This is a genomic window from Acidisoma sp. C75, from assembly GCF_054665095.1.
On the sequence record NZ_BAAFHD010000006.1, the window covers coordinates 1 to 25,411 of the forward strand.

Annotated in this window: 23 protein-coding genes and 1 pseudogene; 9 read left to right on the plus strand and 15 right to left on the minus strand. The window is 67.2% G+C overall.

The window, feature by feature from the left end; all coding sequences use genetic code 11:
* Together ACYQ7X_RS09245 and ACYQ7X_RS09250 are read left to right on the plus strand one after the other, a co-directional pair.
* A partial coding sequence (locus tag ACYQ7X_RS09245; RefSeq protein ID WP_459696701.1) for a transposase domain-containing protein occupies positions 1-248 on the plus strand: 248 nt, incomplete at its 5' end.
* Positions 212-430: pseudogene (locus ACYQ7X_RS09250) on the plus strand (transposase); the annotation flags it as partial. The gene ACYQ7X_RS09245 and the pseudogene ACYQ7X_RS09250, both read left to right, overlap by 37 nt.
* 176 nt (positions 431-606) lie before the next feature.
* On the opposite strand, the gene ACYQ7X_RS09255 reads toward ACYQ7X_RS09250, so the two are convergent.
* From ACYQ7X_RS09255 to tpiA, 15 genes are all read right to left on the minus strand, one after another.
* Entirely contained in the window at positions 607-3,114 is a 2,508-nt protein-coding gene (locus tag ACYQ7X_RS09255; protein WP_459696702.1) for a GcvT family protein, read from the minus strand.
* A 102-nt stretch (positions 3,115-3,216) separates the two neighbouring features.
* The gene (locus ACYQ7X_RS09260) at positions 3,217-4,638 is read right to left on the minus strand and encodes an amidase (protein WP_459696703.1); all 1,422 of its coding nucleotides are present in this window, start codon (positions 4,636-4,638) and stop codon (positions 3,217-3,219) included.
* Positions 4,639-4,680: 42 nt separating this feature from the next.
* Positions 4,681-5,517, minus strand: coding sequence for a 3-deoxy-8-phosphooctulonate synthase (kdsA, locus tag ACYQ7X_RS09265; protein WP_459696704.1), 837 nt, complete (start codon positions 5,515-5,517; stop codon positions 4,681-4,683).
* A complete protein-coding gene (locus ACYQ7X_RS09270; RefSeq protein ID WP_459696705.1) occupies positions 5,517-7,148 on the minus strand; it encodes a CTP synthase in 1,632 nt (543 codons plus the stop codon). Before ACYQ7X_RS09270 ends, kdsA begins: the two co-directional genes overlap by 1 nt.
* 86 nt (positions 7,149-7,234) lie before the next feature.
* Complete coding sequence (secG, locus tag ACYQ7X_RS09275; protein ID WP_459696706.1) at positions 7,235-7,663, minus strand: preprotein translocase subunit SecG; 429 nt, start codon at positions 7,661-7,663, stop codon at positions 7,235-7,237.
* A 237-nt stretch (positions 7,664-7,900) separates the two neighbouring features.
* Complete coding sequence (gene dksA / locus ACYQ7X_RS09280) at positions 7,901-8,314, minus strand: RNA polymerase-binding protein DksA (RefSeq protein ID WP_459696957.1); 414 nt, start codon at positions 8,312-8,314, stop codon at positions 7,901-7,903.
* A 171-nt stretch (positions 8,315-8,485) separates the two neighbouring features.
* Positions 8,486-9,439 carry a carbohydrate kinase family protein gene (locus tag ACYQ7X_RS09285; protein ID WP_459696707.1) on the minus strand — a complete coding sequence of 318 codons (954 nt, stop codon included), beginning with the start codon at positions 9,437-9,439 and terminating at the stop codon, positions 8,486-8,488.
* 35 nt (positions 9,440-9,474) lie between these two features.
* Entirely contained in the window at positions 9,475-10,413 is a 939-nt protein-coding gene (locus tag ACYQ7X_RS09290; RefSeq protein ID WP_459696708.1) for a glycosyltransferase family 2 protein, read from the minus strand.
* Positions 10,414-10,425: 12 nt separating this feature from the next.
* Entirely contained in the window at positions 10,426-10,767 is a 342-nt protein-coding gene (grxD, locus tag ACYQ7X_RS09295; RefSeq protein ID WP_459696709.1) for a Grx4 family monothiol glutaredoxin, read from the minus strand.
* A gap of 10 nt (positions 10,768-10,777) precedes the next feature.
* On the minus strand, positions 10,778-11,011 hold the full coding sequence (locus tag ACYQ7X_RS09300; RefSeq protein WP_459696710.1) for a BolA family protein: 234 nt from the start codon (positions 11,009-11,011) through the stop codon (positions 10,778-10,780).
* A gap of 38 nt (positions 11,012-11,049) precedes the next feature.
* The gene (gene purL / locus ACYQ7X_RS09305; protein ID WP_459696711.1) at positions 11,050-13,239 is read right to left on the minus strand and encodes a phosphoribosylformylglycinamidine synthase subunit PurL; all 2,190 of its coding nucleotides are present in this window, start codon (positions 13,237-13,239) and stop codon (positions 11,050-11,052) included.
* On the minus strand, positions 13,236-13,931 hold the full coding sequence (gene purQ, locus ACYQ7X_RS09310) for a phosphoribosylformylglycinamidine synthase subunit PurQ (RefSeq protein WP_459696958.1): 696 nt from the start codon (positions 13,929-13,931) through the stop codon (positions 13,236-13,238). The genes purL and purQ overlap by 4 nt, the downstream gene beginning before the upstream one ends.
* Positions 13,932-14,085: 154 nt before the next feature.
* Entirely contained in the window at positions 14,086-14,325 is a 240-nt protein-coding gene (purS, locus tag ACYQ7X_RS09315; protein ID WP_459696712.1) for a phosphoribosylformylglycinamidine synthase subunit PurS, read from the minus strand.
* The gene (purC, locus tag ACYQ7X_RS09320) at positions 14,322-15,086 is read right to left on the minus strand and encodes a phosphoribosylaminoimidazolesuccinocarboxamide synthase (protein WP_459696713.1); all 765 of its coding nucleotides are present in this window, start codon (positions 15,084-15,086) and stop codon (positions 14,322-14,324) included. The genes purS and purC overlap by 4 nt, the downstream gene beginning before the upstream one ends.
* A gap of 167 nt (positions 15,087-15,253) precedes the next feature.
* Entirely contained in the window at positions 15,254-15,985 is a 732-nt protein-coding gene (gene tpiA / locus ACYQ7X_RS09325) for a triose-phosphate isomerase (protein WP_459696714.1), read from the minus strand.
* Between the two features lie 118 nt (positions 15,986-16,103).
* Between tpiA and ACYQ7X_RS09330 the strand changes: the two genes are divergently transcribed.
* From ACYQ7X_RS09330 to ACYQ7X_RS09360, 7 genes are all read left to right on the plus strand, one after another.
* Positions 16,104-18,011, plus strand: coding sequence for a SurA N-terminal domain-containing protein (locus ACYQ7X_RS09330; RefSeq protein ID WP_459696715.1), 1,908 nt, complete (start codon positions 16,104-16,106; stop codon positions 18,009-18,011).
* 32 nt (positions 18,012-18,043) lie between these two features.
* Positions 18,044-19,558, plus strand: coding sequence for an anthranilate synthase component I (gene trpE, locus ACYQ7X_RS09335; protein ID WP_459696716.1), 1,515 nt, complete (start codon positions 18,044-18,046; stop codon positions 19,556-19,558).
* 146 nt (positions 19,559-19,704) lie between these two features.
* On the plus strand, positions 19,705-20,520 hold the full coding sequence (locus tag ACYQ7X_RS09340) for a transglutaminase-like domain-containing protein (RefSeq protein WP_459696717.1): 816 nt from the start codon (positions 19,705-19,707) through the stop codon (positions 20,518-20,520).
* A 70-nt stretch (positions 20,521-20,590) separates the two neighbouring features.
* A complete protein-coding gene (locus tag ACYQ7X_RS09345) occupies positions 20,591-21,712 on the plus strand; it encodes a GlxA family transcriptional regulator (RefSeq protein ID WP_459696718.1) in 1,122 nt (373 codons plus the stop codon).
* A 108-nt stretch (positions 21,713-21,820) separates the two neighbouring features.
* Positions 21,821-23,098 carry an aromatic ring-hydroxylating oxygenase subunit alpha gene (locus tag ACYQ7X_RS09350; RefSeq protein WP_459696719.1) on the plus strand — a complete coding sequence of 426 codons (1,278 nt, stop codon included), beginning with the start codon at positions 21,821-21,823 and terminating at the stop codon, positions 23,096-23,098.
* Positions 23,098-24,231, plus strand: a complete 1,134-nt coding sequence (locus ACYQ7X_RS09355; RefSeq protein WP_459696720.1) for an FAD-binding oxidoreductase — start codon at positions 23,098-23,100, stop codon at positions 24,229-24,231. Before ACYQ7X_RS09350 ends, ACYQ7X_RS09355 begins: the two co-directional genes overlap by 1 nt.
* A gap of 142 nt (positions 24,232-24,373) precedes the next feature.
* Positions 24,374-25,327 carry an AEC family transporter gene (locus tag ACYQ7X_RS09360; protein WP_459696721.1) on the plus strand — a complete coding sequence of 318 codons (954 nt, stop codon included), beginning with the start codon at positions 24,374-24,376 and terminating at the stop codon, positions 25,325-25,327.
* The last annotated feature ends 84 nt before the right edge of the window (positions 25,328-25,411 follow it).

A 25,411-nucleotide genomic window follows, 5' to 3' on the forward strand; every position in this document is an offset into this window, starting at 1 on the left:
CAGCGGAACGCGCACTTCGGGGCATTGCCATCGGACGAAAGGCCTGGCTGTTCGCCGGATCTGATCGCGGTGGGGAGCGCGCGGTGGCGATGTATTCGCTGATCATCACCGCCCGCCTGAATGATGTCGATCCACGCGTCTGGCTCGCCGACGTCCTCCGCCGCATCGGTGACCATCCCGCCTCCAGGTTACAGGACCTACTGCCCTGGAATTGGCGGCCCGAAACTCAGGCAATCGCCGCCGCCTGATCTTCGGCAGCGGCTCTCGCCGGACGGATACTAAGGGCCAGCCTGCACGACAGCTTATCCGGTCGGCCGGCGCCAGGCTCTTCTTCCTGCCACCCTACAGCCCCGACCTTAATCCGATCGAGATGATGTTCGCCAAACTCAAGACGCTTCTGCGAAAGGCCGACGAGCGATCCGTCGAAGGCAACATGGCGAAGGGTCGGCTCACTCCTCGACGCTTTCTCCTCAGAAGTGCTCCGCATACCTCCGTCACGCAGGCTATGATCTAATTAAAACCTGACAGACTCTAACGGCCCACAAAAAACCCGCGCGGCCTGGGGCGCGCGCGGGTTTTGGCAGGCTCGGGCCGGGCGGGCTCGGATCAGCCGCGCAGAACCTCGTTCGCCGGATCGAAGGGGCTGTCGGGGATGACGGTCGCGCGGTGGCGCTTGCCGAGGATGGAAATCTCCACCTCCTGGCCCTGCGCCGCGAGATCAGGCCGCAGCATGCCAAGCGCGAGGGACTTGCCGACGCGCCAGCCATAGCCGCCCGAGGTGGTGCGGCCGACAAGCTCTTCGCCGAGATAGATCGGCTCCGAGCCACGGGCATCGGCATCCGTCACGCCATGCACTTCCAGCGTCACGAAGGCATTGGCGAGGCCCTTTTCCTTCCAGGCGAGCAGCGCATCCCGGCCGTGGAAATCACCCTTCTTGAGCGAGATGAAGCGATCGAGCCCGGATTCATAGGCCGAATACTCGATCGACATTTCGCGCGGGATGAGCTTGTAGCCTTTCTCGAGGCGGAGGCTGTCCATCGCCTTGATGCCGAAGGGCTTGAGGTCGAATTCCGCGCCGGCTTCGAAGAGCTTGTCGAAGATATAGTTCTGCATCTCGATCGGGTGATGCAGCTCCCAGCCCAGTTCGCCGACATAGTTGACGCGGATGGCAAGCGCCGAGGCCGCACCCACCGAAATCATCTTGCCGGTGAGCCAGGGGAAGGCGTTGTTGCCGAGATCGGTATCGGTCAGCTTGGCAAGCAGCGCGCGGGAGCGGGGGCCGGCGAGCACCAGCACGCCATATTGCGTCGTCACCCGCGAGAGCTTCACGCTGCCGTCGGTCGGCGCGAGCTTTTCCAGATAGTCATGATCGTGCCGTTCGAGCGCACCGGCCGAGACAAGGTAGAAGGCGGACGGGCCCATCGAGAAGATGGTGAATTCGGAACGCACGCCGCCGCGCTTGGTGAGAAGATAGGAAAGCTGCACGCGGCCCGGTTTCGGCACCTTGGTGGTGAGGATGCTTTCCAGCCATTGCGCGGCCCCGGGCCCCGTCACCTCCATCTTGGCGAAGGCGGACATGTCGAGCAGGCCGACTTTCTCATGCACATGCCGCGCTTCCTGGCCCACGAACTCGAAGGCGTTCGAGCGGCGGAAGCTCCACTTCTCGCGGATGCGCCCATCCGGCCCAGGCTCGGCATGGTTTTCGTTGAGCAGCACATCCGCCTTGGCGAGATCGGTCTCGCTCAGGGCATAGCCTTCCGGCGCGAACCAACCCGGACGCTCCCAGCCATAGACAGTGCCGAAGACCGCACCCTTCGCGGCCATGCGATCATAGCACGGCGAGCGTTTCAGCCCACGCGCCGCGCCGCGCTCCTCTTCCGGGTAATGCACGGTGAAGACCTTGGCGTAAGCCTCTTCCGTCTTCTCCCGCAGATAGCCGCGCCCCGCATAGGGGCCGAAGCGGCGCGGATCGACACCCATCATATCGACCGAGGGTTCCCCCTCGACGATCCATTCCGCCAACTGCCAGCCGGCGCCGCCGCAGGCGGTGATGCCAAAGCTATGGCCTTCGTTGAGCCAGAAATTCTTGAGGTGCCAGGCGGGCCCGACGATCGGGCTGCCATCCGGCGTATAGGCGATGGCGCCGTTATAGACCTTCTTGACGCCGACTTCGCCGAAGGCTGGCACCCGCTCGATCGCGGTTTCGATATAGGGCGCGAGGCGGTCGAGATCCTCCTGAAAAAGCTCGTATTCCGACTGCTCGGAAGGCCCGTCCACGTAGCAGCAGGGGGCGCCGATCTCATAAGGCCCGAGCAGCAACCCGCCCGCTTCCTCGCGCATGTACCAGGAGCTGTCGCTTTCGCGCAGCACGCCCATCTCGGGCAGGCCCTTCGCGCGGCGCTCCATGATCAGCGGGTGCTGTTCCGTCACGATATACTGGTGTTCGACGGGGATGACGGGGATGTCGAGCCCGACCATCTCGCCCGTTTTGCGGGCGAAATTGCCGGTGGCGGAGACGACATGCTCGCAGGTGATGTCCCCCTTGTCGGTGGAGACCAGCCATTCGCCGTTTGGCTTCTGGGTGATGGCGGTCACCGTGGTGTAGCGGTAGATCTCGGCGCCGAGGTTGCGCGCGCCGCGCGCCAGCGCCTGGGTGAGGTCCGCCGGCTGCACGTAGCCGTCATCCTTGTGCTGGATGGCGCCAAGGATGCCGTGGGTTTCCATCAGCGGCCAGATTTCCTTCACCTGCTCGGCCGTCAGGAAATCGACATTGACGCCGATGGTGCGCGCGATGCCGGCGTAATAGCGGTATTCGTCCATCCGGTCCTGCGTTTTGGCGAGGCGGATGTTGGAGACGGTGGAGAGGCCGACATTGAGGCCGGTCTCCTCGCCGAGCGAGCGGTAGAGGTTGACCGAGTATTTGTGCAACTGGCCGACCGAGTAGCTGAGGTTGAAGAGCGGCAAGAGTCCCGCCGCATGCCAGGTGGAGCCCGAGGTCAGCTCCCGCCGCTCGATCAGCACCACATCGCTCCAGCCCTTCTTGGCCAGGTGATAGAGCGTGCTGACGCCGACCGCGCCTCCGCCGATGACGACTACGCGCGCTTGGGTCTTCATACGGGCAACCTATGCAAAGAGTGTGGATGGACCGAGCGAGCATGGAACGGCAGCGGGCGCGCCTACAGAAGTTTCTCGCCGCTGGTCTTGAAGTTTTCCGCCTCAGGCGGCGAGCGGGGGCTTCCGCCGCTCCGGCCAGCGGGTGGCGCGGTCATAGGCGGCGGCCAGTTGTAGGCAGGACAGTTCCTGCGCATAGGGGCCGAGGATCTGCATGCCCATCGGCAGGCCGCGGCCGTCGAAGCCCAGCGGCAGGCTGATGGCGGGGCTTTGCGCGGCGGTGGCCGGCACCACCACCTCCATCCAGCGATGGTAGCTGTCCATCGCCCGCCCGGCAATTTCCTGCGGCCAGCGCCATTCTGCGGGGAAGGGGAAAACCTGGGCGGAGGGCAGGGCGAGATGATCGAAGCGCGCGAAAAGCCCGCGGAGGTGGTGGAAGAAGCGTGTGCGGGCAGCGAGTGCCGCGGATACCGCCTGGCCCGAAAGGGCGAGCCCGCGCGCTACTTCCCACTGCGCCTCCGGCTTGAGCAGGGGGCGCTTGGCAGGGTCCGCATAGGCCTCGCCAAGGGCGGCGGCGATGCCCCAGCTGCGGATCGTGGTCCAGGCCTCCCACAGCTCGGCCATGGAGAAGCCGAGGCTCAGCGGCTCGACGATGCAGCCGAGGTCTTCCAGCACGCGCAGACCCTCTTCGCAGAGGGCCAGAATGCCGGGCTCCATCGCCAGATATCCGCCGAGATCGCCGAGCCAGCCGATGCGCCGCCCGGCGATCGAGGTATCGAGTGGGGCGGTGATCGCGGCGCCGGTCTGACGGATCGAGAGCGGCATCGCGGGATCGGGGCCAGCCTGCACAGCGAGCAGCAGCGCGAGATCCTCGACACTCCGTGCCATCGGGCCGAGCACGCCGGGGGAGGCGGCGAAGGCATCCATGGCCTCGGCGGGGATTCGGCCGAAGCTCGGCCGCATGCCGTAGATATTGTTGAAGGCGGCGGGGTTGCGGAGCGATCCGCCATGATCCGAGCCATCGGCGAGCGGCAGCATCCGTGTCGCGAGCGCGACCGCCGCGCCGCCGGAACTGCCGCCCGCGCTGCGGCTCTGGTCGTACGCGTTCCGCGTCGTGCCGAAGATCGGGTTGTAGGTATGGGAGCCGAAGCCGAATTCCGGCACGTTGGTCTTGCCGATGATGATGGCGCCGGCGGCGCGCAACCGGGCGACCATGGGCGAATCGGCCTCGGCGAGGGCATCGCGGAATAGCGGGGACCCTTGGGTGGTGGGAAGGCCGGCGGCGTTTTCCAGATCCTTGATGGCGATCGGCAGGCCGTGCAGCGGGCCATGGCCGGCCTGCCTGTCCGCCGCTTCGGCTTCCGCCATCAGCGCCGCGCGCGGGCGGAGGGAGACGAGGGCGTTGACGCCCGGGTTGATCCGCTCGATCCGGTCGAGGAAGGCCGCCATGGTCTCGGCCGCGGAGAGCCGCCTTGTCGCGATCGCCTCGACAAGGGCGGTTGCGGACAGGGCGGTGGGGTCGGTCATGGCGCGGGGCCTTCCTGATTGGGTATTCGGCGCGGGCGCGCCTCAGGCGTTCTTCGTCACCCTGTCATAGGCCTGCAGCCGCGCCAGCACGGCGGGCATATCGCGCAGCGGGATCATGTTGGGCCCGTCCGAGGGCGCATGGTCCGGATCGGGATGGGTTTCCATGAAGATCGCGGCACAGCCCACGGCCAGTGCCGCGCGGGCGAGGATTGGAGCGAATTCGCGTTGCCCGCCCGAGGCCGTGCCCTGGCCGCCCGGCTGCTGCACGGAATGCGTCGCGTCGAACACCACCGGATAGCCGGTGCGCGCCATTTCGGGCAGCGCGCGGAAATCGCTCACCAGGGTATTGTAGCCGAAGGACGCGCCGCGCTCGGTCAGCAGGATGCGCTCATTGCCCGTGCTCGCGATCTTGGCGGCGACGTTCTTCATGTCCCAGGGGGCGAGGAACTGGCCCTTCTTGACGTTAACGGCCGCCCCCGTTTCGCCCGCCGCGATCAGCAGATCGGTCTGCCGGCAGAGGAAGGCAGGGATCTGCAGCACATCCACCGCTTCGGCGGCGGGGGCGCATTGCGCCGCCTCATGCACATCCGTGAGCACCGGCACGCCGAAGCGGGCGCGGATCTCGGCCAGGATGCCGAGGCCGGCTTCAAGGCCGATGCCGCGCGCGGCCGCGCCCGAGGTGCGGTTCGCCTTGTCGAAGCTTGACTTGTAGATGAGCGGAATGCCGAGCCCCTGGCAGATGGCGACGAGTTCCGCCGCTACCTCCATCGCATGATCCCGGCTTTCGATCTGGCACGGCCCGCCGATGAGCACGAAAGGCAGGGCGTTGCCGACCGTGACGGGGCCGATGGTGACATCCTTGGCCGAAGCGGCGGCCATCAGACGAGCCTCGCCTGGGCGATGCAGGCGCCGATGAAGCCGCGGAATAGCGGATGCGGATCGAAGGGCTTGGATTTGAGCTCGGGGTGATACTGCACGCCGATGAACCAGGGGTGATCCGGATATTCGATGATCTCGGGCAGCACACCGTCGGGCGACAGGCCGGAGAAGCGCAGGCCGGTCGCCTCCAACTGCTCGCGGTAATGGATATTGACCTCGTAGCGGTGGCGGTGCCGCTCCTCGATCGCGGCCGCCCCGCCATAGACCGCGCGCACCAGCGAGCCGGCGGCGAGGGCGGCGGGATAGGCGCCGAGCCGCATGGTGCCGCCGAGATCGCCGCCGGCTTCCCGGCGCACCCTCTCGTTGCCCTGCGCCCATTCGGTGAGCAGGCCGACGATCGGCGTCTCGCAGGGGCCGAATTCGGTGGAGGAGGCATCCTTCATGCCGGCGAGGTTGCGCGCCGCCTCGATCACCGCCATCTGCATGCCGAAGCAGATGCCGAGGAAGGGCACCTTGTGTTCGCGCGCGAAGCGCACCGCTTCGATCTTGCCTTCCGTCCCGCGCTCCCCGAAGCCGCCAGGGACGAGAATGCCGTGAACGCCTTCGAGCCGCGCCACCGAATCGGGTTCCTCGAAGATCTGGCTATCGACCCAATCGAGCTTGACGCGCACCCGATGCGCGATGCCGCCGTGAAACAGCGCCTCCGAGAGGGACTTATAGCTGTCGAGCAGGCTGGTATATTTGCCGACGACGGCAATCCGAACCTCTCCCTCGGGCGAGCGGATCGCCTCGGTGATCGCATCCCAGCGCGCCATGTCAGGCTCGACGTTGCGCGGCAGGCCGAAATGGCGCAGCACCTCGCGGTCCATCCCCTCGGCATGATAGCGGGCAGGTACCGCATAGATGCTATCGACATCGAGCGCCGGAATGACCGCCTCGGGGCGGACGTTGCAGAAGAGCGCGATCTTGCGCCGCTCATTCTCCGGGATCGGCCGGTCGCAGCGGCAGAGCAGCATCTGCGGCTGGATGCCGACATTGAGCAGTTCCTTTACCGAATGCTGCGTCGGCTTGGTCTTCAGCTCCCCGGCAGAGGGGATATAGGGCACGAGGGTGAGGTGGACGAACATCGAGCGTTCGGGCCCGAGTTCGTTGCCCAGCTGGCGGATCGCTTCCAGGAAGGGCAAGCTCTCGATATCGCCGACGGTGCCGCCGATTTCGATGATGACGAAATCGAGCCCGTCCGTCTTGTTGAGGACGGTTTCCTTGATCGCGTCGGTGATATGGGGAATGACCTGCACGGTTCCGCCCAGGTAATCACCCCGTCGCTCCCGCGCGATGACCTCGGAATAGATCCGCCCCGTGGTCGCATTGTCGAGCTTGGTGGCGTGAACGCCTGTGAAGCGCTCGTAATGCCCGAGATCGAGATCGGTTTCGGCGCCGTCATCGGTCACGAAGACTTCCCCGTGCTGATAAGGGCTCATCGTGCCGGGATCGACATTGAGATAGGGATCGAGCTTGCGGAGGCGGACCGCGTACCCCCTCGCCTGTAGGAGCGCACCCAAGGCGGCGGCGGCGATGCCTTTGCCCAAGGAGGACACGACACCGCCTGTCACGAATATGAATCGCGTCATGGGCTTTCCTCTTAGCAAGGGAGACGCGGCTTGGGGAACCCCGGCTGCGGGCAGGGGCTCAATGCGCCGCGCTCAATTCATCCGGCTCAGGGCGTGGCAGGCGCCGAAGGCTTGGCAGGGGCCGCCGGTGCTGCCGCCCCAGGTGCTACTGCCCCAGGGGCTGCCGCCGCCCCGGGTGCAGGCGTTCCAGGTGCGGCGCTTGCGGGCACGGAGGGGGAAGGCAAGCCGGCCGCTTTGGGCGCCGTGCTTGCTGCCGGGGCATTGAAGAGCGCGCTCGCGCCGTTGCTGCTGCTCCGCGTCATCAACGCCAGGATCAGGGAGAGCGCCAGAAAAGCGGTGGCCAGAATCGCCGTCGTCCGCGTCAGCAGATTGGCGGTGCCGCGCCCGGTCATGAAGCTGCCCATGCCCTGGCCGCCGCCGATGCCGAGGCCACCGCCTTCGCTGCGCTGGATCAGCACCACGCCGATCAGCGCCAGGGTCACGAAAACATGGATGACGAGCAGGACGGTAAACATATGCAGCCTTTCGGGGGATGGCCCGCGCGCCTTCTACCGAAGCTTCGCCCGGTTGCAAAGCGCGGCAGGTCTGCGCTGGCGGAGCCTGGCTGCCGGGCAAGGCAGGCGCGGCCCGGCGGGTATCCGCCAGACGACACGGATCGGCGCGCGGTGGACAAGGATAGAGGCGCCCCGAGGGGCGAAGATCCCGCCTCCTCCCGACGCCTGAGAGGCTTCGTGCGGTGGCCCCGCCGTCGCTCAATCGTCGCGGTGGACGCGCTCCATCCGCTCATGGCGTTCTTGCGCCTCGATCGACAGGGTCGCGATCGGCCGGGCTTCAAGGCGCTTGAGGCCGATCGGCTCGCCGGTCTCCTCGCAGAAGCCGTAAGTACCGTTTTCGACCCGCTGGAGCGCTTGCTCGATTTTAGAGATGAGCTTGCGCGCCCGATCCCGGGTGCGGAGTTCGAGGGCACGATCGGTCTCGACACTGGCGCGGTCAGTAATGTCCGCTTCCATGATGCCTCCTTCGGAGAGGCTGGCGAGCGTCCCATTCGCCTCTTTCAGCAGATCCTCGCGCCAGCGGAGCAATTTTCTCCTGAAATACTCGACTTGCATAGGGTTCATGAAGTCTTCGTCCTCGGAAGGACGATAGTCAGCCGGTAGCGTAATCATCATGCGGCGAAGTCTCCGCTGGCGCTCATCGAAACCCGCATCGGAGCAAGATTTGGGCTAGTGGCGCGGCTTATAGCGGGCTGTCTGGCGGACGCCAAGCAGATTGCCCGGAATTCAGCAACCTGCAACGCTTCTGCCGATTGACATTCTAGGGCTTCCTTCACACGCCGGCTAACTGCCATGCGCGGCGAGGAAGGCTTCCAGCGCCGCGCGGCTCGGCATAGCGTCCATTCCGCCTGGCGCGGTTGCTGTCATCGCGCCGGCGGCGGAAGCGAAGCGGCCGAGTCGCGCAAGGCTCGGGGCCGCAAGGTCCATCCCCGATTCGATGAGCCCGGCGAGGAAGGCGGCCATGAAGCTGTCACCGCAGCCGGTGGTATCGACGACTTTCACCGCGATGCCGGCGAAGGGCACGCGGTGTTCGGCCGTCACGATCGTGCCGCCCCGGCTGCCGGCAGTGACGGCCGCAACCCTGAGCTTCGGATGCCAGAGCGAGGCGAGGGCGGCTTCGGGTTCCGCGATGCCGGTGATGATGGCGAGTTCGTCCTCGCCGATCTTGAGGATATCGGCGGCCGCGATAACCTCGCGGGCGGCGGCGATCATCTCCTGTCGATCCTGCCAGAGCAGCGGGCGGAGATTGGGATCGGCCGAGATCAGGATGCCGGCTTGCCGGGCGAGGCGGAGCGCATGGCGCTGGGCGGCGGCGGAGACCGGGCTTGCCAGCACCAGGCTGTTGACGTGCAGAATGGAGGCCGCCTCGATCACCCCGGCCGGCACATCCTCGGGCGCGTAGTTCGCATCGGCGCAATCATGCCGGTAGAAGAGGAAATCCCGGTCGCCCTCCGCGTCGAGGGTGACGACCGCCATGCCGGTAAGGTGCGTCGGCGAGACGACGATATGGTCGGTCGCGGCGCCGGAAGCGGCGATCGTGCTAGTCAGCAGCCGGCCGAAGGCATCGTTGCCGACCTTGCTCAGCATCGCGACGGAGCGGCCGAGGCGGGCGAGGCCGACGGCCGAATTGCCCGGCGCGCCGCCCGGCTTGGCGGCGAAGTTGAGCGCACCGGGCTCCGCCGGCAGCGGCACCATGTCGATCAGCAATTCGCCGAGCGAGACGACCTCGAACCCCATGACTTCCCCCCAGATCGCGTCCGAGGCGCTTCATGTCATGGCCCGCGGCGGAACGCCATCTCTGAGATCGCGCCGCCGAGGGCCTGGGCGAGGATGACAGCCCGCTGCGGTCGCGGCCGGCCGGCAAGGCCGCGTAGCAGCAGCGGCAGGGCCGGGCGGGCTGCCCCCTGGCGCAGCAGGGCGCGGCCCTGCGCCCAGGCGCTTTCGGCCTCGGCCCGGCGGATGAGGCGGGCGAAGTGCCGGGCGCCCAGGCGGTCGGCGATGGCGGCATTGGCGGCGATGGCGGCAAGCGCCGGGCCATAGGCCGCGGCCGTGGTGGCGCCCGTTGCCATGGCGCTGCCGGCCCGGCGGCGCACGAAGAGGGCCGCAGGGCCGCCCACCGCGGCGAAGGGCCCGGCAAGGGCAAGGCGCGTCCAGGCTTCCCAATCCTCGCCGAAGCGCAGATCCTCCCGAAAGCCGCCAACTCGCGCCCAGGCATCCGCGCGGATCAGCAGATGGCCGCCATTGGCGAAGAGATTGCCGGCGATGAGGCAGGGCAGCAGATCGGGCGCGCGGGGCAGGGCGCGACGATCGGCCCGGCCGGGCTCGGCGGGTGTGGCACTTTCGGCGAGGAAGGCGAAGGGCGCATGCGCCGCGACCGCCCGCGGCGCCGCGACAAGGCCAGCGATGAGGCGGGCGAGCGCATCGGGCGCCAGCCAATCGTCGCCATCGAGGACCAGCAGCGCATCGGGCGCATCGGCCGCGGCGATCACCGCCCCGCGAGTGCGGGCGGCCGAGACGCCGGCATTCGCCTGGGAGAGGATCGAAAGCCGCGGATCGGCAAAACGGGCCGCGACAGCGGCGGTGCCGTCGGTCGAGCCGTCATCGACGAGGATAAGCTTCAGCGCCGCGTGGCTCTGGCCGAGGACGGAGCCGAGGGCATCGCCGATGAAAGGGGCGACATCACGGGCCGCGACAATGACCGCGACCCGCATGCCGCCCGGCGGTCAGGCGGCGATGGAGTGGGGAATACCCTGTTCGGCGAGCAGGCTCGCGAGTTCGCCGGTCTGATACATCTCGGTCACGATGTCGCAGCCGCCCACGAACTCACCCTTCACGTAGAGCTGCGGAATGGTCGGCCAGTTGGAGAAGGCCTTGATGCCGTCGCGCAGTGCCGGATCTTCCAGCACATTGGCGGAGGCGAAGGGCACGTTCATATGGCTGAGGATCTGCACCACGCGGGCGGAAAAGCCGCATTGCGGAAACATCGCGGTGCCCTTCATGTAGAGCATCACGGGATTTTCGCTGATCTCCTTCTGGATACGATCAGCCACGGCGGTCTGAGACATGGAAAGCTCCTTATTCGGGTGCGGAGGTTTGCAGGGCGAGGGCGTGCAGCTCACCGCCCATGCGGCCCTGAAGCGCCGCGTAGATCATCTGGTGCTGCTTCAGGCGGGTCAGCCCGCGAAATTGCTCACTGACCACTGTAGCAGCGTAATGGTCTCCGTCACCGGCCAAATCTTCGACCGTCACCTGCGCGTCCGGAATGGCCGCACGGATGAGGCTTTCGATCGCTGTGGCGGACATAGCCATGCCTGCTCTCCTTGAAAGACGGCAGGGGGCGCCCGCCGTCAGCTCATCCAGGCCGAGAAGAAGCGCTCATGCGCCTCTCGCAGCGCGTCCAAGGATACTGAATTGCCCCCTGGGAATGTCAATTCATTCCCGCCCGAGCGGCCGAGGAGGCGGGCAGGGATGCCGGCGCTGCGGGCGGCTTCGAGCAGGCTGCTCGCATCCGCGCTCGCGATGACGTAGCGGGCCTGATCCTCGCCGAAGAGGAAGGCATGGGCGGGGATGCCCTCGGGCAGATCGTCCAGCGCCAGGCCGCAATCCCCGGCGAGCGCCATTTCGGCGAGGGCGATGAGCAGGCCGCCATCGGAAACATCGTGGCAGGCATGGACGCCGCCGCGCGCGATCTGCTGGCGGACGAAATCGCCATTGCGCCGTTCGGCAACAAGATTGACCGGCGGCGGCGCGCCCTCTTCCCGGCCGAGAATCTCCCGCAGATAGAGGGATTGGCCGAGCCAGCCGGCGGTCTCGCCGATCAGCACGAGGTCGAGATGCGTGGCGAGGGCGATGCCGCGTGCGGCCGCCGCATCCTCGATCACGCCGAGGCCGCCGATCGCGGGGGTGGGCAGGATCGGCCGCCCCTCGGTTTCGTTGTAGAGGCTGACATTGCCCGAGACGACCGGGAAGTCCAGCGTGCGGCAGGCCTCCGCCATGCCCTGGATGCTGGCGGCGAACTGGCCCATGATCTCGGGCTTCTCGGGATTGCCGAAGTTCATGTTGTCCGTCACGGCGAGCGGCCGGGCGCCGGTCGCGGTGATGTTGCGCCAGGCTTCGGCAACCGCCTGGGCGCCGCCGGTGCGCGGATCGGCCTGGCAGTAGCGGGGGGTGCAATCGGTCGTCATGGCGAGCGCGCGGGAACTGCCCTCGATCTTGACGATCGCGGCATCCGCCTGGCCGGGCTTCTTCACCGTCTGCCCGCCGACCGCGGCATCATACTGATGAGCGATCCAGGCGCGGGAGCAGAGATCGGGGCAGGCGACGAGTTGCAGCAGCGCGCGATCGAGCGGCAGCGGGCAGGGCAGCGCCGTGTGATCGAGCGGGGCGGGCGGCACCGGCCATTCCACCGGGCGGCGGTAGAGTGGCGCCTCGTCCGCCAGTGGGCCGAGCGGAATATCGGCTTCCACCACGCCCCGGTGGCGGACGACGATGCGGCCGGTATCGGTGATACGGCCGATGACCGCGAAATCCAGATCCCACTTCTCGAAGATCGTCCGCGCGATATCCTCGGCCCCCGGCCGCAGCACCATGAGCATGCGCTCCTGGCTTTCGGAGAGCATCATCTCGTAGGCCGTCATGCCCGTCTCGCGCTGGGGCACCTGATCGAGATCGAGTTCGATGCCGACGCCACCCTTGCCCGCCATCTCGACAGAGGAGGAGGTGAGGCCGGCCGCCCCCATATCCTGGATGGCGACGATCGCATCCGTGCCCATCAGCTCCAGGCAGGCTTCGATGAGCAGCTTCTCGGTGAAAGGATCGCCGACCTGCACGGTCGGCCGTTTCTCCTCGGAATCGGCATCGAACTCGGCGGAAGCCATGGTCGCGCCGTGGATGCCGTCGCGGCCGGTCTTGGAGCCGACATAGACCACCTGGTTGCCGATACCGGCGGCCGCCGAGAGGAAGATGCGGTCGCGCGGCGCGATGCCGACCGTCATCGCATTGACGAGCGGGTTGCCGTCATAGGCCGCGTGGAAGTTGACTTCGCCGCCCACCGTCGGCACGCCGACGCAATTGCCGTAACCGCCGATGCCGCGCACCACGCCATCCACCACGCGCTTCGTCCGCGGGTTCTCGGGCCGGCCGAAGCGCAGCGCGTTGAGGTTGGCGATCGGTCGCGCGCCCATGGTGAAGACATCGCGCAGAATACCGCCGACGCCCGTCGCCGCCCCCTGATAGGGCTCGATGAAGCTCGGGTGGTTATGGCTTTCCATCTTGAAGATGGCGGTGAGATTGTCGCCGATATCGACGACGCCGGCATTCTCCCCCGGACCATGGACGACCCACTCCGCCTTGGTCGGCAGTTCCTTGAGCCAGATGCGGGAGGATTTGTAGGAGCAGTGCTCGGACCACATGACCGAGAAGATGCCAAGCTCGGTGAAGGAGGGCGTGCGGCCCATGATGGTCTGCACCCGGCCCCATTCCTCGGCGTTGAGGCCAAATTCGCGGGCGAGCTTCTCGTCAACCGGGCGCGGGCTCATGCGGCGAGCCTTTCGACGATGCCCTGGAACATTGGCAGCCCGTCCACCCCGCCCATCAGCGGATCGACGTAATCCTCCGGGTGCGGCATGAGGCCAAGGATACGGCGGTTCTCGGAAAGGATGCCGGCGATGCTGCGCGCGCTGCCATTGGGGTTGGTGGCATCTGAAACCGCGCCATCGGGCCCGCAATAGCGGAAGGCGACGAGGCCTTCGCCCTCCAGCCGGTCAAGCTCGGCGGGCTCGGCCGCATAATTGCCGTCGCCATGGGCCAGTACCACGCGAATGACCTGCTCCTTCGTATAGCCATGGGTGAAGAGGCTCTCGGTCTGCTCGACCTTGAGGTGGTGGTCCTGGGCGAGGAAGCGCAAGCCCGCATTGCGGAGCAGCGCGCCCGGCAGCAGGCCGGCCTCGGTCAGGATCTGAAAGCCGTTGCAGACGCCGAGCACATGGCCGCCTTGGTCTGCGAAATCCCGCACCGCGCGCATCACCGGGGAGAGTGCGGCCATCGCGCCGCAGCGGAGATAGTCGCCATGGCTGAAGCCGCCCGGCAGCACGACGAGATCGAGCGGCGGCAGGGTCGTCTCCTTATGCCAGATCAGCACCGGCTCCCGCCCGCCGGTGGCGCGGCTGAGTGCGATCGCCATGTCCCGCTCGCGATTGGTCCCCGGAAAGAGAATGATGCCGGCCCGCATACTCATGTCACGAAACTCACAGGTCAGACGCCTCGATGTCCTGCCCGGGCTTTGGCCCGCGCATCCACCCGCTCAGGCGCCTTCGGCGGGTGGCTCCGCGCAGCTTGCGCGCGAATGACGAAAGACAGCGCGCCTGCCCCAGGCGCGCAGGGGCTCAAACGATCTCGACCCGATAGCTTTCGATGACGCTATTGGCGAGCAGCTTGCGCGCCATGTCCTCGGCGCTTGCGCGGGCCTTGGCCGCATCGGTCTCGGCCAGGTCGAGTTCGATGATCTTGCCGGCGCGGACATCGCCCACCCCCGCGAAGCCGAGGGTTTCGAGCGCATGGCCGATGGCGCGGCCCTGCGGGTCCAGCACGCCAGGCTTCAGCATGACGGTGACGATCGCTTTCACTGCATGGTCTCCGGCCCCTTCATGTCGCGCATCCCGGCTTCGGGCAGAATGCCGAGACGCTTGGCCACTTCCTGATAGGCTTCTTCCACCTTGCCGAGATCGCGGCGGAAGCGGTCCTTATCCATCTTCTCGTTGGTCTTGCTGTCCCACAGGCGGCAGTTATCCGGGCTGATCTCGTCGGCCAGCACGATACGCATCTCGTCGTTTTCCCACAGCCGGCCGAATTCCAGCTTGAAATCGACCAGCGTGATGCCGACGCCGAGGAAGAGGCCGGAGAGGAAATCATTCACCCGCAGGGTGAGGGAGACGATATCGTCCATATCCGGGGGCGTCGCCCAGCCGAAGGCGGTGATGTGCTCCTCCGCCACCATCGGGTCGTTCAGCCCGTCGTTCTTATAATAGTACTCGATGATCGAGCGCGGCAGGCGGGTGCCTTCGGGGATGCCGAGGCGGGTCGAGAGGCTGCCGGCCGCGACGTTGCGGACGACGACCTCGAGCGGGATGATCTCGACCTCCCGCACCAGCTGCTCGCGCATGTTGAGGCGCCGGATGAAATGCGTCGGCACGCCGATTTCGGCGAGGCGCAGCATGAGGAATTCGCTGATGCGGTTGTTCAGCACGCCCTTGCCGGTGATCACGCCCTTCTTCTGGGCGTTGAAGGCCGTCGCGTCGTCCTTGAAATACTGCACGAGGGTGCCGGGTTCCGGCCCCTCGAACAGGATCTTGGCTTTTCCCTCATAGAGTTGGCGGCGGCGGGCCATGGCGGCGTCCTCGGGGCTTGATCCGGTCGGCGCCGACTGGGCGAAGGCGGCGTGGCCGGACAGGGGCACAAATGTGGCTGCGCTATAGCAGTGTGCCGGGGCTGAAGGTAGGGCGGATGTGCGGGGCATCATCCGCCCAGGCGAAGGGCTCCGGCCGCCGGAGGCCTTCAGGCGGCTCCGATGATGGCGAGGAAATCGGCGGCGACGAGGCTGGCACCGCCGACGAGCGCGCCGCCGACCTCCGGCACGGCGAGAATTTCCGCCGCATTCCCGGGCTTGACGGAGCCGCCGTAGAGGATGCGGGTGCCGGTGCCGGTCGGTTGCAGGCGGATCAGCTCCGCCCGGATGAAGGCGTGCATGGCGGCGATATCGTGCGCGGTGGCGACACGCCCGGTGCCGATCGCCCAAACCGGCTCATAGGCGATGACGCCGCGGAAATCGGGAGGTAGCGAGCCCGCGAGCTGGCTGCCGACAATCTCCTCCTGCCGGCCCGCTTCCCGCTCGGCCGCGGTTTCGCCGACGCAGACGATCGGCACCAGGCCCGCTTCGAGCGCGGCCGTCGTCTTGTCGGCGATGAGTTGGTTCGATTCGCCCTGGTCCGCCCGCCGTTCGGAATGGCCGAGGATGACGTAGCGCGCGCCGACATCGCGCAGCATCACGGCGGAGATTTCGCCGGTATGGGCGCCGAACTGGCGGGCGTGGCAATCCTGGCCGCCGAGCGCGATGCCGGAGCCGTCCAGGATCTCGGCGATGCGGGCGAGCTGGGTCGCCGGCGGGCAGATCAGCACCTCCGCCCGGCCCGGCTGCTGCCCCAGCCCTTCGCGGACGGCCCAGGCGAGGGCCGCGCTTTCCTGCGAGAGCCCGTTCATCTTCCAGTTGCCGGCGATCAATGGCCGCATCGTCATCCCTCCCTTGGAACCGTATTGCTGGCACGCTGTTTAAGCCCCGGCAGGGAACTGGCAAAGTCCGCCCGCTCTGCCTATGGTGCGCACCTTCCACGTTCGCCCGAAGGCCCCGATGCTCGCTGTTTTCCGACGTTCGCTGAATACCTGGCCGGTCCGCATCCTGTTTATCGTTCTGGTTGGCGCCTTCGGGGTCTGGGGTATCGGCAACGTTCTGCCCAACCTGCTCGGCAATGATGGCTCGGCCGCCAAGGTCGGCGGCGTCGCGATCAGCCCGCAGCAGGTGGACGGCGCCTATCGCCAGCAGCTGCAATCGGTCGGCCAACAGCTCGGCGGGGCTGACAAGGTGACGGCGCCGATGCGCATGATGATCGCCGAACAGGCGGCGGCGACGCTGATCTCCCAGGCGGCGATCGACCAGATGGCCCGCCGCATGGGCCTCGCCGCGCCCGACCGGGATGTGCAGCACGAGGTCTTCGGCATGGATATCTTCAAAGGTGCCGGGGGAGGCTTCGACAAGAGCCGCTTCGACCAGCTGCTGCAGGCCAATGGCATGAGCGAGGTCGAGTTCCTGCACCTGATGCAGGCGCAGATCATCCGCAACCAGCTCCTGAATTCGGTGCGGGGCGCGGTGGTGGCGCCGCCGGTGATGGTCAAGACCGCCTACGCCTTCCAGAATCAGACGCGCATCGCCGCGCTGGTGACGCTGCCCTTCGCCGCAGCGCCCGTGCCGCCGCCGCCGAGTGCCGCCACCCTGCAGCGCTGGTACAAGAACCACCCGACGGAGTTCAGCTCCCCCGAATATCGCCGCATCACCCTCGTCATCCTCAGCCCGGATGTGCTGGCGCGCGACGTGCAGGTGCCGCAGGCCGATGTGCAGGCCGCCTATCAGCGCATGGTCGCCGAAGCGCCGCCCGCGACCGAGACCCGGTCGCTCGAGGTCGTGCTGAGCGGCAGCGCCGCGAGCGCGAGCGCGATCGCCAAGAGCTGGCAGGGCGGGGCCGATTGGGCCGCAGTGCAGAAGGCCGCGGCCGCTGCCGGGGCGACCGCGCTCGATCTGCCGAAGGTAACAGCCGATCAGGTACCGAATGCGGCACTCGGCGCGGCAGCCTTCAAGGCACCGGCCGATGCCGTGCAGGGGCCGGTTGCTGCCGGGCCGGGCCGCTTCGCCGTTTTCAAGGTGACGGCGATTGATAAGACCGCCAGCGTGCAGAGCTTCGCCGCGGCAGCGCCCGCCCTTCGCCAGCAGATCGCGCGTGAGCGCGCCCTCGCCCTCGTCGATAGCCGGGTGAACCAGTTGCAGGATGCGCTGGCCGGCCGCACGCCGCTCGAAAAGCTGCCGGCCGATCTCGGCCTCGCCGCGCTGCAAGGCTCGATCGACCAGAACGGGATGACCGAGCAGGGAACGCCCGCGCCCATTCCGGGCACGCCGGCGCTTCGCCAGGCAGTGGTCGATCAGGCTTTCAAGCAGAGGATCCACCAGCCGGCGGCGCTCATCAACGGGCCGGACAACAGCTATTTCGCGCTGACAGTGGATGGCATCACCCCTGCCGCCACCAAGCCCTATGACCAGGTGAAGGATCAGGTGCTCGCCTCCTGGACGGCGGCGGAGCAGCGGCGCGAGCAGAACCTCGCCGCGACCCACCTCCTGCAAGGCCTCAAGGGCGGGCGCACGCTGCAAGCCCTCGCCGGCGCCGCCGGCCTCGCGGTGAGCACGACCCCGCCGCTGACGCGCCAGGGGCAGGCGCCCGATGGCGTGCCGCCCAATCTCATCGCGCCGCTCTTCTCGCTCGGCCAGGGTGAGGCGACGATGGTGGAGACGCCGGACGGCTTCGTCGTCGCCCAGCTCAGCGCCATCACCAATCCGAGCCCGAGCGCCGATCCGGTGGGCTACGACCAGCTGAAGGCGGCACTCTCGGCCTCGCTTGCCAACGACATGCAGGCGGTGTTCGCCGGCGTGGTGACGGCGGCGGCCAATCCGCGCATCAACCAGAGCGTGATCCAGCAGATCGCGCAGCCCTGACCGCCGAGCAGAACGAGGAAAGACCGACCACCATGACCGCCCCATCCAGCTTCGATCTCTTCCGCGCCGCCTACGAGGCAGGGAAGGGCGCGCTGGTCTGGCGGGAGAGCCCGGCCGATCTCGAAACGCCGGTGGCGGCCTTCCTCAAGCTCGCCCATGGCGAGCCGCATTCCTTCCTGCTCGAAAGCGTCGAGGGTGGCGCCTCCCGCGGACGCTATTCGGTGATCGGCATGCGGCCCGATCTCATCTGGCGCTGCGATGCCGGGCGGGCGAGCCTCAACCGCCAGGTGCTGAGCGAGCCCGCCGCCTATGTGGCCGAAGAGCAGGGCGCGCTCGCCAGCCTCCGCGCCCTTTTGGCGGAGATGCGGATGGATCTGCCCGCCGGCATGCCGCCGATGGCCGGCGGCCTCTTCGGCTATCTCGGCTACGATATGGTGCGGCTGATGGAGCGGCTGCCCGAGAAGAATGCCGATGTGCTCGGCATCCCCGAAGCGATCCTTATGCGGCCCACGGTCTTCGTCATCTTCGACAATGTGCGGGATGTCATGACCTTCGCGGCCCCGGCCTTCCCGCGCCCCGGCGTCTCCGCCGAAGCCGCCTACCGCGCGGCGGAAGCCCGGCTCGATGATGCGGAAGCCGGCCTCGCCAAACCCGTTCCGCTGCCGGCAGCCCCCGTGGAGGCGATCACCCTCGGTGAGCCGCGCTCCAACATGACGCGCGCCTATTTCGAGGAGATGGTGGACCGTATGAAGGAGTACATCGCCGCTGGCGATGCCTTCCAGGTGGTGCCGAGCCAGCGCTTCTCGCTCGATTTCCCGCTGCCGCCCTTCGCCCTCTATCGCGCGCTCAGGCGCATCAACCCGGCACCCTTCCTCTTCTTCCTTGATTTTGGTGATTTCTCGGTCGCCGGATCGAGCCCCGAGATCCTCGTGCGGCTGCGGGATGGAAAAGTGACGATCCGCCCGCTCGCCGGCACCCGCCCGCGCGCCGCCGATCCGCTGGAGGATAAGCGGCTGGAGGAAGAACTGCTCGCCGACCCCAAGGAGCGCGCCGAGCACCTCATGCTGCTCGATCTCGGGCGCAACGATGTCGGGCGCGTCGCCGAGCTCGGTTCGGTGAAGGTGCTGGAAAGCTTCGCGATCGAACGCTTCAGCCATGTCATGCACATCTCCTCCACCGTGCAGGGGAAGCTGCGCCCCGGGCTCGACGCGATTGACGCGCTGATGGCGGGCTTCCCGGCCGGGACACTCTCGGGCGCGCCCAAGGTGCGGGCCATGGAGATCATCGAGGAGCTGGAGCCCGTGCGGCGCGGCCTCTACGGCGGCTGCATCGGCTATTTCGCGCCCGATGGCACGATGGATACCTGCATCGGGCTACGCACCGCGATCATCAAAGATGGGGTGATGCATGTGCAGGCAGGCGGCGGCGTCGTCGCCGATAGCGTGCCGGCGCTGGAATTCGAGGAGAGCCGCCATAAGGCCCGCGCCCTCTTCCGCGCGGCGGAGGAGGCGGTGCGCTTCGCGGCGGCCCCGCGGCGCCAGGGCTGAGGCGAATTTTGCGCCATTTGCCGTCCATCACGGCAAATTTCGCCCAAGCCCGGCATTTTTGCTGCTGAAACGGGCGCTTCCCGTGTCCATATAGGAGCAGCCCCGCCAATCCTTGGCGGGACTGCCTGATGGAGCAGCAGAGACGCATGTTAATCAAAATCGGCTACGAGATCGGTTTCACCGTGCCGCAGCCGACGCCTATGGTGCTGATGCTGAACGTGCGGCCGGAGCGGATGGCCGATCTGCTGGCGCCCGATACCATCCAGGCCAGCCCCGCCCTCGGTTTCGCCGATTATATCGACCTCTACGGCAATCGCTGCGCGCGGGTGCTGGCGCCGGCCGGGCGGGTGACCTTCCTCAGCGAAACCACCATCCGCGACCCGGGCTTGCCCGACCCTGCCTTGCCGGGGGCGGAGCAGATCGCCCTCGAAGGTCTGCCGCCGGAGACGCTGATTTTTCTCCTGGCCAGCCGCTATTGCGAGACGGAGCGGCTGATGGCGACCGCCTGGGGGCTGTTCGGCGGCATCGCCAACGGTTGGGATCGGGTGATGGCGATCATCCGCTATGTGCATGACCGCATCAGCTTCGGCTATGAGAACGCGCGCGCCACCCGCACCGCCTACGAGACTTGGGCGGAAGGGGTGGGCGTCTGCCGCGATTTCGCGCATCTCGCCGTCACCCTCTGCCGCTGCATGAACATCCCCGCCCGCTACTGCACCGGCTATCTCGGCGATATCGGGGTGCCGATAAGCCCGGCACCGATGGATTTCAGCGGCTGGTTCGAAGCCTATCTCGGCGGGCGCTGGCTCACCTTCGACGCCCGCCATGTCGAGCCGCGGGTCGGCCGGGTGCTGATCGGAATCGGGCGGGATGCGGCGGACGTCGCGATTTCCACCATCTTCGGCCCGCATGAGCTGAGCTGCTTTCGTGTGGTGACGGAGGAGATGGCGGCCGCCGCCTGACGCGCGGCCCCCGCCGCCCCGGCGAGATGTCGCTTCGCGTTTCCGCCATTTGGTTGTAATATTGCGACCCATGGTGGCAGATCTATACCGGGGCAAGCTGACCGAGGACGGCAAGATGGCGGGGCTGCGCGCCCGCCCGCCGCTTTCGATCGGCTTCGTTCTGGCGGAGAATTTCACCCTCTCGGCCTTCTCGCTCTTCATCGACTTTCTCCGCCTCGCCGCCGATGAGGGGGATCGCAGCCGCCGCATCCTCTGCCGATGGAGCGTGATGTCCTCCAAGCCCGTACCAGTGCGGGCGAGTTGCGGGGTGCAGGTCTCCCGCGATAGCGGTTTCCTCGACCCCAAGAATTTCGACTACATCGTGGTGGTGGGCGGCCTGCTGCATGCCGGCCCGCAGATGGACGCCGAGACCAACGCCTATCTCCAGGCCGCGGCCAAGGAAGGCGTGACGCTGATCGGCCTTTGCACCGGCGGCTTCATCCTCTGCCGCGCCGGGCTGATGAAGGGCCGGCGCGTCTGCGTGAGCTGGTATTCCTACCAGGATTTCCTCAACGAATTTCCCGACCATCAGGTGATCGCCGATCGCATGTTCTTCGTTGACGGCAACCGCATCACCTGCTCGGGCGGGGCGGGCACCGCCGATCTCGCGAGCTATCTGATCGAGCGGCATCTCGGCCGCGCCATCGCCCAGAAGGCCCGGCACATCCTGTTGCTCGACCGTGTGCGATCGGGCAGCGAGGCGCAGCCGCATCCGCCGGCCGCCGATGAGGTGATCGGGGACGAGCGCGTCCGCCGCGCGCTGTTGCTGATGGAGCAGCATGTCGCGGATCCGCTGCCGATCGCGGAACTCGCCTCCCGCCTCTCAATCTCGCCGCGGCAGCTCGAACGCCTCTTCCAAAGCGTCATGGGTGTGCGCCCGGCGACGCATTACCGCCTCTTGCGCCTGCGCTACGCGCGCTGGCTGCTCGACCATACCGACCTGTCGATCACCGAGATCGCGCTCGATTCGGGCTTTGCCGACTGCGCCCATTTCTCCCGTAAGTTCAAGGCGCTGCACGGCTTCACGCCGACCGATGCGCGCAACCGCGAGAAAGCCCCGCCTCTGCCCGAGGCCGAGGCGCCGCCCGGGCCGGCGGCCCCGCCGCCTGCCGCCCGCGCCGCGCAACTCGCGGGCCTGCGCATTTTCGAGTAGCATTACGACCCGCGCGGATTTGGGCAAATCGCCTGTCGCATCGGCGCAACCAGCCGCCGCGCGAGGTGGACAGGATGAGGCTCTATTCTTAATCGGAGGATCGGGGTCATGGCCCTGGGACAGTCAGGCTTGAGCGGCGAGACCGTTGCCGCTCTGCGCTCTTTGATCGCGCGGCGCCAGCCGGGCTACAGCCTGGAGCAGCCCTTCTATACCAGCCCGGAGATCTTCCAGGCGGATATGGATCTGATCTTCGGCCGCACCTGGATCTATGTCGCGGTGGAGCCGGAGCTCCCCGAGCCTGGCGATTACGTGACGGTGAATCTCGGCCGGAACTCGATCGTCATCCTGCGGGACGATGATATGGGCCTGCGCGCCTTCCACAACGTCTGCCGCCATCGCGGCGCGAAGCTGGTGCAGGGGGAGAGCGGCGCGGTCGGCAATATCGTATGCCCCTACCATCAATGGACCTACGATCTCGAAGGCAGCCTCATCTATGCCGAGCATATGGGGGCCGATTTCGACAAATCCTGCTTCGGCCTCAAGAAGGTCCACGTCCGCTCTGTCGAAGGTCTCATCTTCATCTGCCTGGCCAAGGAAGCGCCGTCAGATATCGAGGATCTCGCCGCCGCCATGGCGCCCTATATCGCGCCGCATGACGTGCGCAACACCAAGGTCGCGGCGACCGTCGATCTCATCGAGAAGGGCAATTGGAAGCTCACGATGGAGAACAACCGCGAATGCTACCATTGCGCGGGCAACCATCCGGAGCTGACCATCCCGCTTTTCGCCTATGGCTTCGGCTTCGCCCCGGGCAGCATGGACGAGCAGGAACTGGCCCAGGCCGCGCGGTATGACCAGTTGGTGACCGAGAGCCATGCCCGCTGGGAAAGCTGCGGCATCGCCTCCGCCGAGATCGACCATCTCGACGACCGTATCGCCGGCTTCCGCACCCAGCGCCTGCCGATCGACCAATCAGGCGAGAGCCAGACGCTCGATACCCGCGTCGCCTGCCGCCGGCTGCTCGGTTCGCTGACCGATAGCGCCCTCGGCGGCCTCTCCTTCTGGACGCAGCCGAATTCCTGGCATCACTTCATGAGCGATCATATCGTGACCTTCTCGGCCATCCCGATCGATGCCGAGACGACGCTGGTTCGCACCAAGTGGCTGGTGCACAAGGATGCGCGCGAGGGGATCGATTACGATGTCGCTAACCTCACCACGGTGTGGAACGCGACCAATCAACAGGATGCGGCGCTCGTCGAATTCGGCCAGGCAGGCGCGCGCACCGCGGGCTACGAGCCCGGGCCCTATTCGCCCTATACTGAAATGCTCGTCGAGAAATTCTGCAAATGGTATCTCGACCGGTTGCGCGACGGGCTTTCCTGATGGAGGGGCCGGCCAAGCGCATCGCGGTCGGGCCCGAACAGGCGGCGGATGTCGCCTGGGACGCCGAGGCGGATGACGTGCTCGTCTGCCGCGCGGTGCGGCAGGAAACGCATGATGTGAAGACCTTCGTCTTTTCCGGCCGGAGCCCGCGCCTCTTCCGCTACAAGCCCGGGCAGTTCATCACCCTTGACCTCGTGATCGACGGCGCGCCGATCAACCGTTGCTACACTCTCTCCTCGACGCCGACACGGCCGCATCTCATCTCGATCACCACGAAGCGCATGCCGGCCGGCATCGTGACGCGCTGGATGCATGATCATGTGCAGCCGGGCACGGAGATCCGCGCCCTCGGCCCGATGGGCGAGTTCAACTGCGTGGACCACGCATCGCCGAACGGCAAATACCTGCTGCTTTCGGCGGGCAGCGGCATCACGCCTCTGATGTCGATGGCGCGGAGCTTCCACGATCTCGCGCTGGAGACGGATACCGTTTTCCTGCACAGCGCACGCAGCCCCGCCGATATCATCTTCCGCGACGAGCTTGCCCATATGGCGCGGAGCGGGAATTTCCGGGCCCATGCGATCTGCGAGCAGGATAGCCCGCACGAGCCTTGGGGAGGCTTCCGCGGCCGCCTCTCCTTGCCGATCCTGGAGCTGACGGCGCCCGATTTCCGCGAGCGCGAGATCTTCACCTGCGGCCCCGCGCCCTATATGGCGGCGGTCAAGCGGATGCTGGAGCAGGCCGGGTTCGACATGGCGCGCTACCACGAAGAGAGCTTCAACTTCGAGACGCTGGCGGCCGAGCAGCCGGCGGTCGGCGCCGAGGTGCTTGCGGCCGAGGGGCAGGCCGAAGGGGCTGCCGCCGCGGTACCCACCTTCCGGGTCGAATTCACCAAGAGCCGCCGGGTGATCGAGGTGCCGGCCGACACGCATGTGCTGGCGGCCGCGCGGGCGGCCGGCATGCGCCTGCCCTCCTCCTGCACGCGCGGGCTTTGCGGCACCTGCAAGAGCCGCCTCATCTCGGGTGAGGTTGCCATGCAGCACCAGGGCGGCATTCGCCAGCGCGAGATCGACCAGGGGATGGTACTGATCTGCTGTTCCAAGCCGCTCAGCGATCTGGTGATCGAACGATAGCGGCTTTCGGGCGGGCCGCGGCCGGGGTCAGCCCCGCGCGGCCCGCCCGGCGCTGGAGTGCCGGGGGCTATCTGCTTCCCGCGCGCCCCGCTTGGTGGCACGCGCGGCGCCCGCTATGCAGGCATCACCTGCCGAGGCGCCCATGCTCACCACCTTCTTCATCGTCCTGCCGATCTTCGCCCTGATCGCGGCGGGCTTCCTCTGCCGGCGGCGCGAGGTGCTCGGCCCGAATGCGACGCGCGAACTCAACCGTTTCGTCGTCTACCTCGCGCTGCCGGCGCTGCTCTTCGACATCATGGCGCATACCACCTGGCGCGCGGTGGACCAGCCGGGCTTCATCGCCCTCTTTCTCATCATCAGCTTCAGCATCTTCGGCCTCACGCTCGCGCTGCGCGGGCGCCGCGGCCGGCCTCTCGCCGATCTCAGCATCGACGGGTTGAACGCCGCCTACGGCAATACCGGCTTCATAGGCTTTCCGCTCAGCCTCGTCATCTTCGGGCGCGGCAGCCTGACCCTGACGACGATCGCCGCCATCATCACGGTTTGCATCCTCTTCGCCGCCGCCATCATCCTCATCGAAATCGGCCTGCAGACGGAGACGCATCCCGCCCATCTGGCGCGGAAGGTCGGCACCTCGCTCGCCCGCAACCCGCTCCTGGTCTCGCCCGCGCTCGGCGCCGTCTGGGCAGCGACGGGATGGCACCTGCCGGGCAGCGCGGAGGTGTTTCTCAAGCTGCTCGGCGGTGCGGCCTCACCCTGCGCGCTCGTCGCCCTCGGCCTCTTCCTCGGAGAGCGGCGGCAGACCGAGACGGTGGAGGCAGTACGGCCGGGCGAACTCTCGGGCAGCCTGCTGCTCGTGGCGCTCAAGCTTTTCGCCCAGCCCGCGCTCGCCTGGGGGCTCGCCCGTTTCGTCTTTCACCTGAGCCCGTCGGTCACGCATCTGACCGTGGTGCTGGCAGCCCTGCCGACCGGCACCGGGCCCTTCATGCTGGCGGAATTCTATCGCCGCGAGGCACGGGTGACGGCGAACAGCATCCTGTTCTCGACCATCGGCGCGCTCTTCACCGTCACCGCCTATCTCGCCTGGGCGGGGTGAGGCGGAGGCCTCGGGGGATGAGCAGATAAGTGATCGCGCCAGCAAGTCTCCGGGTGTAGAATCCAGACACTGAGAATGGGCCGG

Coding starts and splice junctions, on each gene's coding strand:
- ACYQ7X_RS09255 (WP_459696702.1), bottom strand. CDS start 3,114: ATGAAGACCCAAGCGCGCGTAGTCGTCATCGGCGGAGGCGCGGTCGGC.
- ACYQ7X_RS09260 (WP_459696703.1), bottom strand. CDS start 4,638: ATGACCGACCCCACCGCCCTGTCCGCAACCGCCCTTGTCGAGGCGATC.
- kdsA (WP_459696704.1), bottom strand. CDS start 5,517: ATGGCCGCCGCTTCGGCCAAGGATGTCACCATCGGCCCCGTCACGGTC.
- ACYQ7X_RS09270 (WP_459696705.1), bottom strand. CDS start 7,148: ATGACGCGATTCATATTCGTGACAGGCGGTGTCGTGTCCTCCTTGGGC.
- secG (WP_459696706.1), bottom strand. CDS start 7,663: ATGTTTACCGTCCTGCTCGTCATCCATGTTTTCGTGACCCTGGCGCTG.
- dksA (WP_459696957.1), bottom strand. CDS start 8,314: ATGATTACGCTACCGGCTGACTATCGTCCTTCCGAGGACGAAGACTTC.
- ACYQ7X_RS09285 (WP_459696707.1), bottom strand. CDS start 9,439: ATGGGGTTCGAGGTCGTCTCGCTCGGCGAATTGCTGATCGACATGGTG.
- ACYQ7X_RS09290 (WP_459696708.1), bottom strand. CDS start 10,413: ATGCGGGTCGCGGTCATTGTCGCGGCCCGTGATGTCGCCCCTTTCATC.
- grxD (WP_459696709.1), bottom strand. CDS start 10,767: ATGTCTCAGACCGCCGTGGCTGATCGTATCCAGAAGGAGATCAGCGAA.
- ACYQ7X_RS09300 (WP_459696710.1), bottom strand. CDS start 11,011: ATGGCTATGTCCGCCACAGCGATCGAAAGCCTCATCCGTGCGGCCATT.
- purL (WP_459696711.1), bottom strand. CDS start 13,239: ATGAGCCCGCGCCCGGTTGACGAGAAGCTCGCCCGCGAATTTGGCCTC.
- purQ (WP_459696958.1), bottom strand. CDS start 13,931: ATGCGGGCCGGCATCATTCTCTTTCCGGGGACCAATCGCGAGCGGGAC.
- purC (WP_459696713.1), bottom strand. CDS start 15,086: ATGGCCCGCCGCCGCCAACTCTATGAGGGAAAAGCCAAGATCCTGTTC.
- tpiA (WP_459696714.1), bottom strand. CDS start 15,985: ATGCGGCCATTGATCGCCGGCAACTGGAAGATGAACGGGCTCTCGCAG.
- ACYQ7X_RS09330 (WP_459696715.1), top strand. CDS start 16,104: ATGCTCGCTGTTTTCCGACGTTCGCTGAATACCTGGCCGGTCCGCATC.
- trpE (WP_459696716.1), top strand. CDS start 18,044: ATGACCGCCCCATCCAGCTTCGATCTCTTCCGCGCCGCCTACGAGGCA.
- ACYQ7X_RS09340 (WP_459696717.1), top strand. CDS start 19,705: ATGTTAATCAAAATCGGCTACGAGATCGGTTTCACCGTGCCGCAGCCG.
- ACYQ7X_RS09345 (WP_459696718.1), top strand. CDS start 20,591: ATGGTGGCAGATCTATACCGGGGCAAGCTGACCGAGGACGGCAAGATG.
- ACYQ7X_RS09350 (WP_459696719.1), top strand. CDS start 21,821: ATGGCCCTGGGACAGTCAGGCTTGAGCGGCGAGACCGTTGCCGCTCTG.
- ACYQ7X_RS09355 (WP_459696720.1), top strand. CDS start 23,098: ATGGAGGGGCCGGCCAAGCGCATCGCGGTCGGGCCCGAACAGGCGGCG.
- ACYQ7X_RS09360 (WP_459696721.1), top strand. CDS start 24,374: ATGCTCACCACCTTCTTCATCGTCCTGCCGATCTTCGCCCTGATCGCG.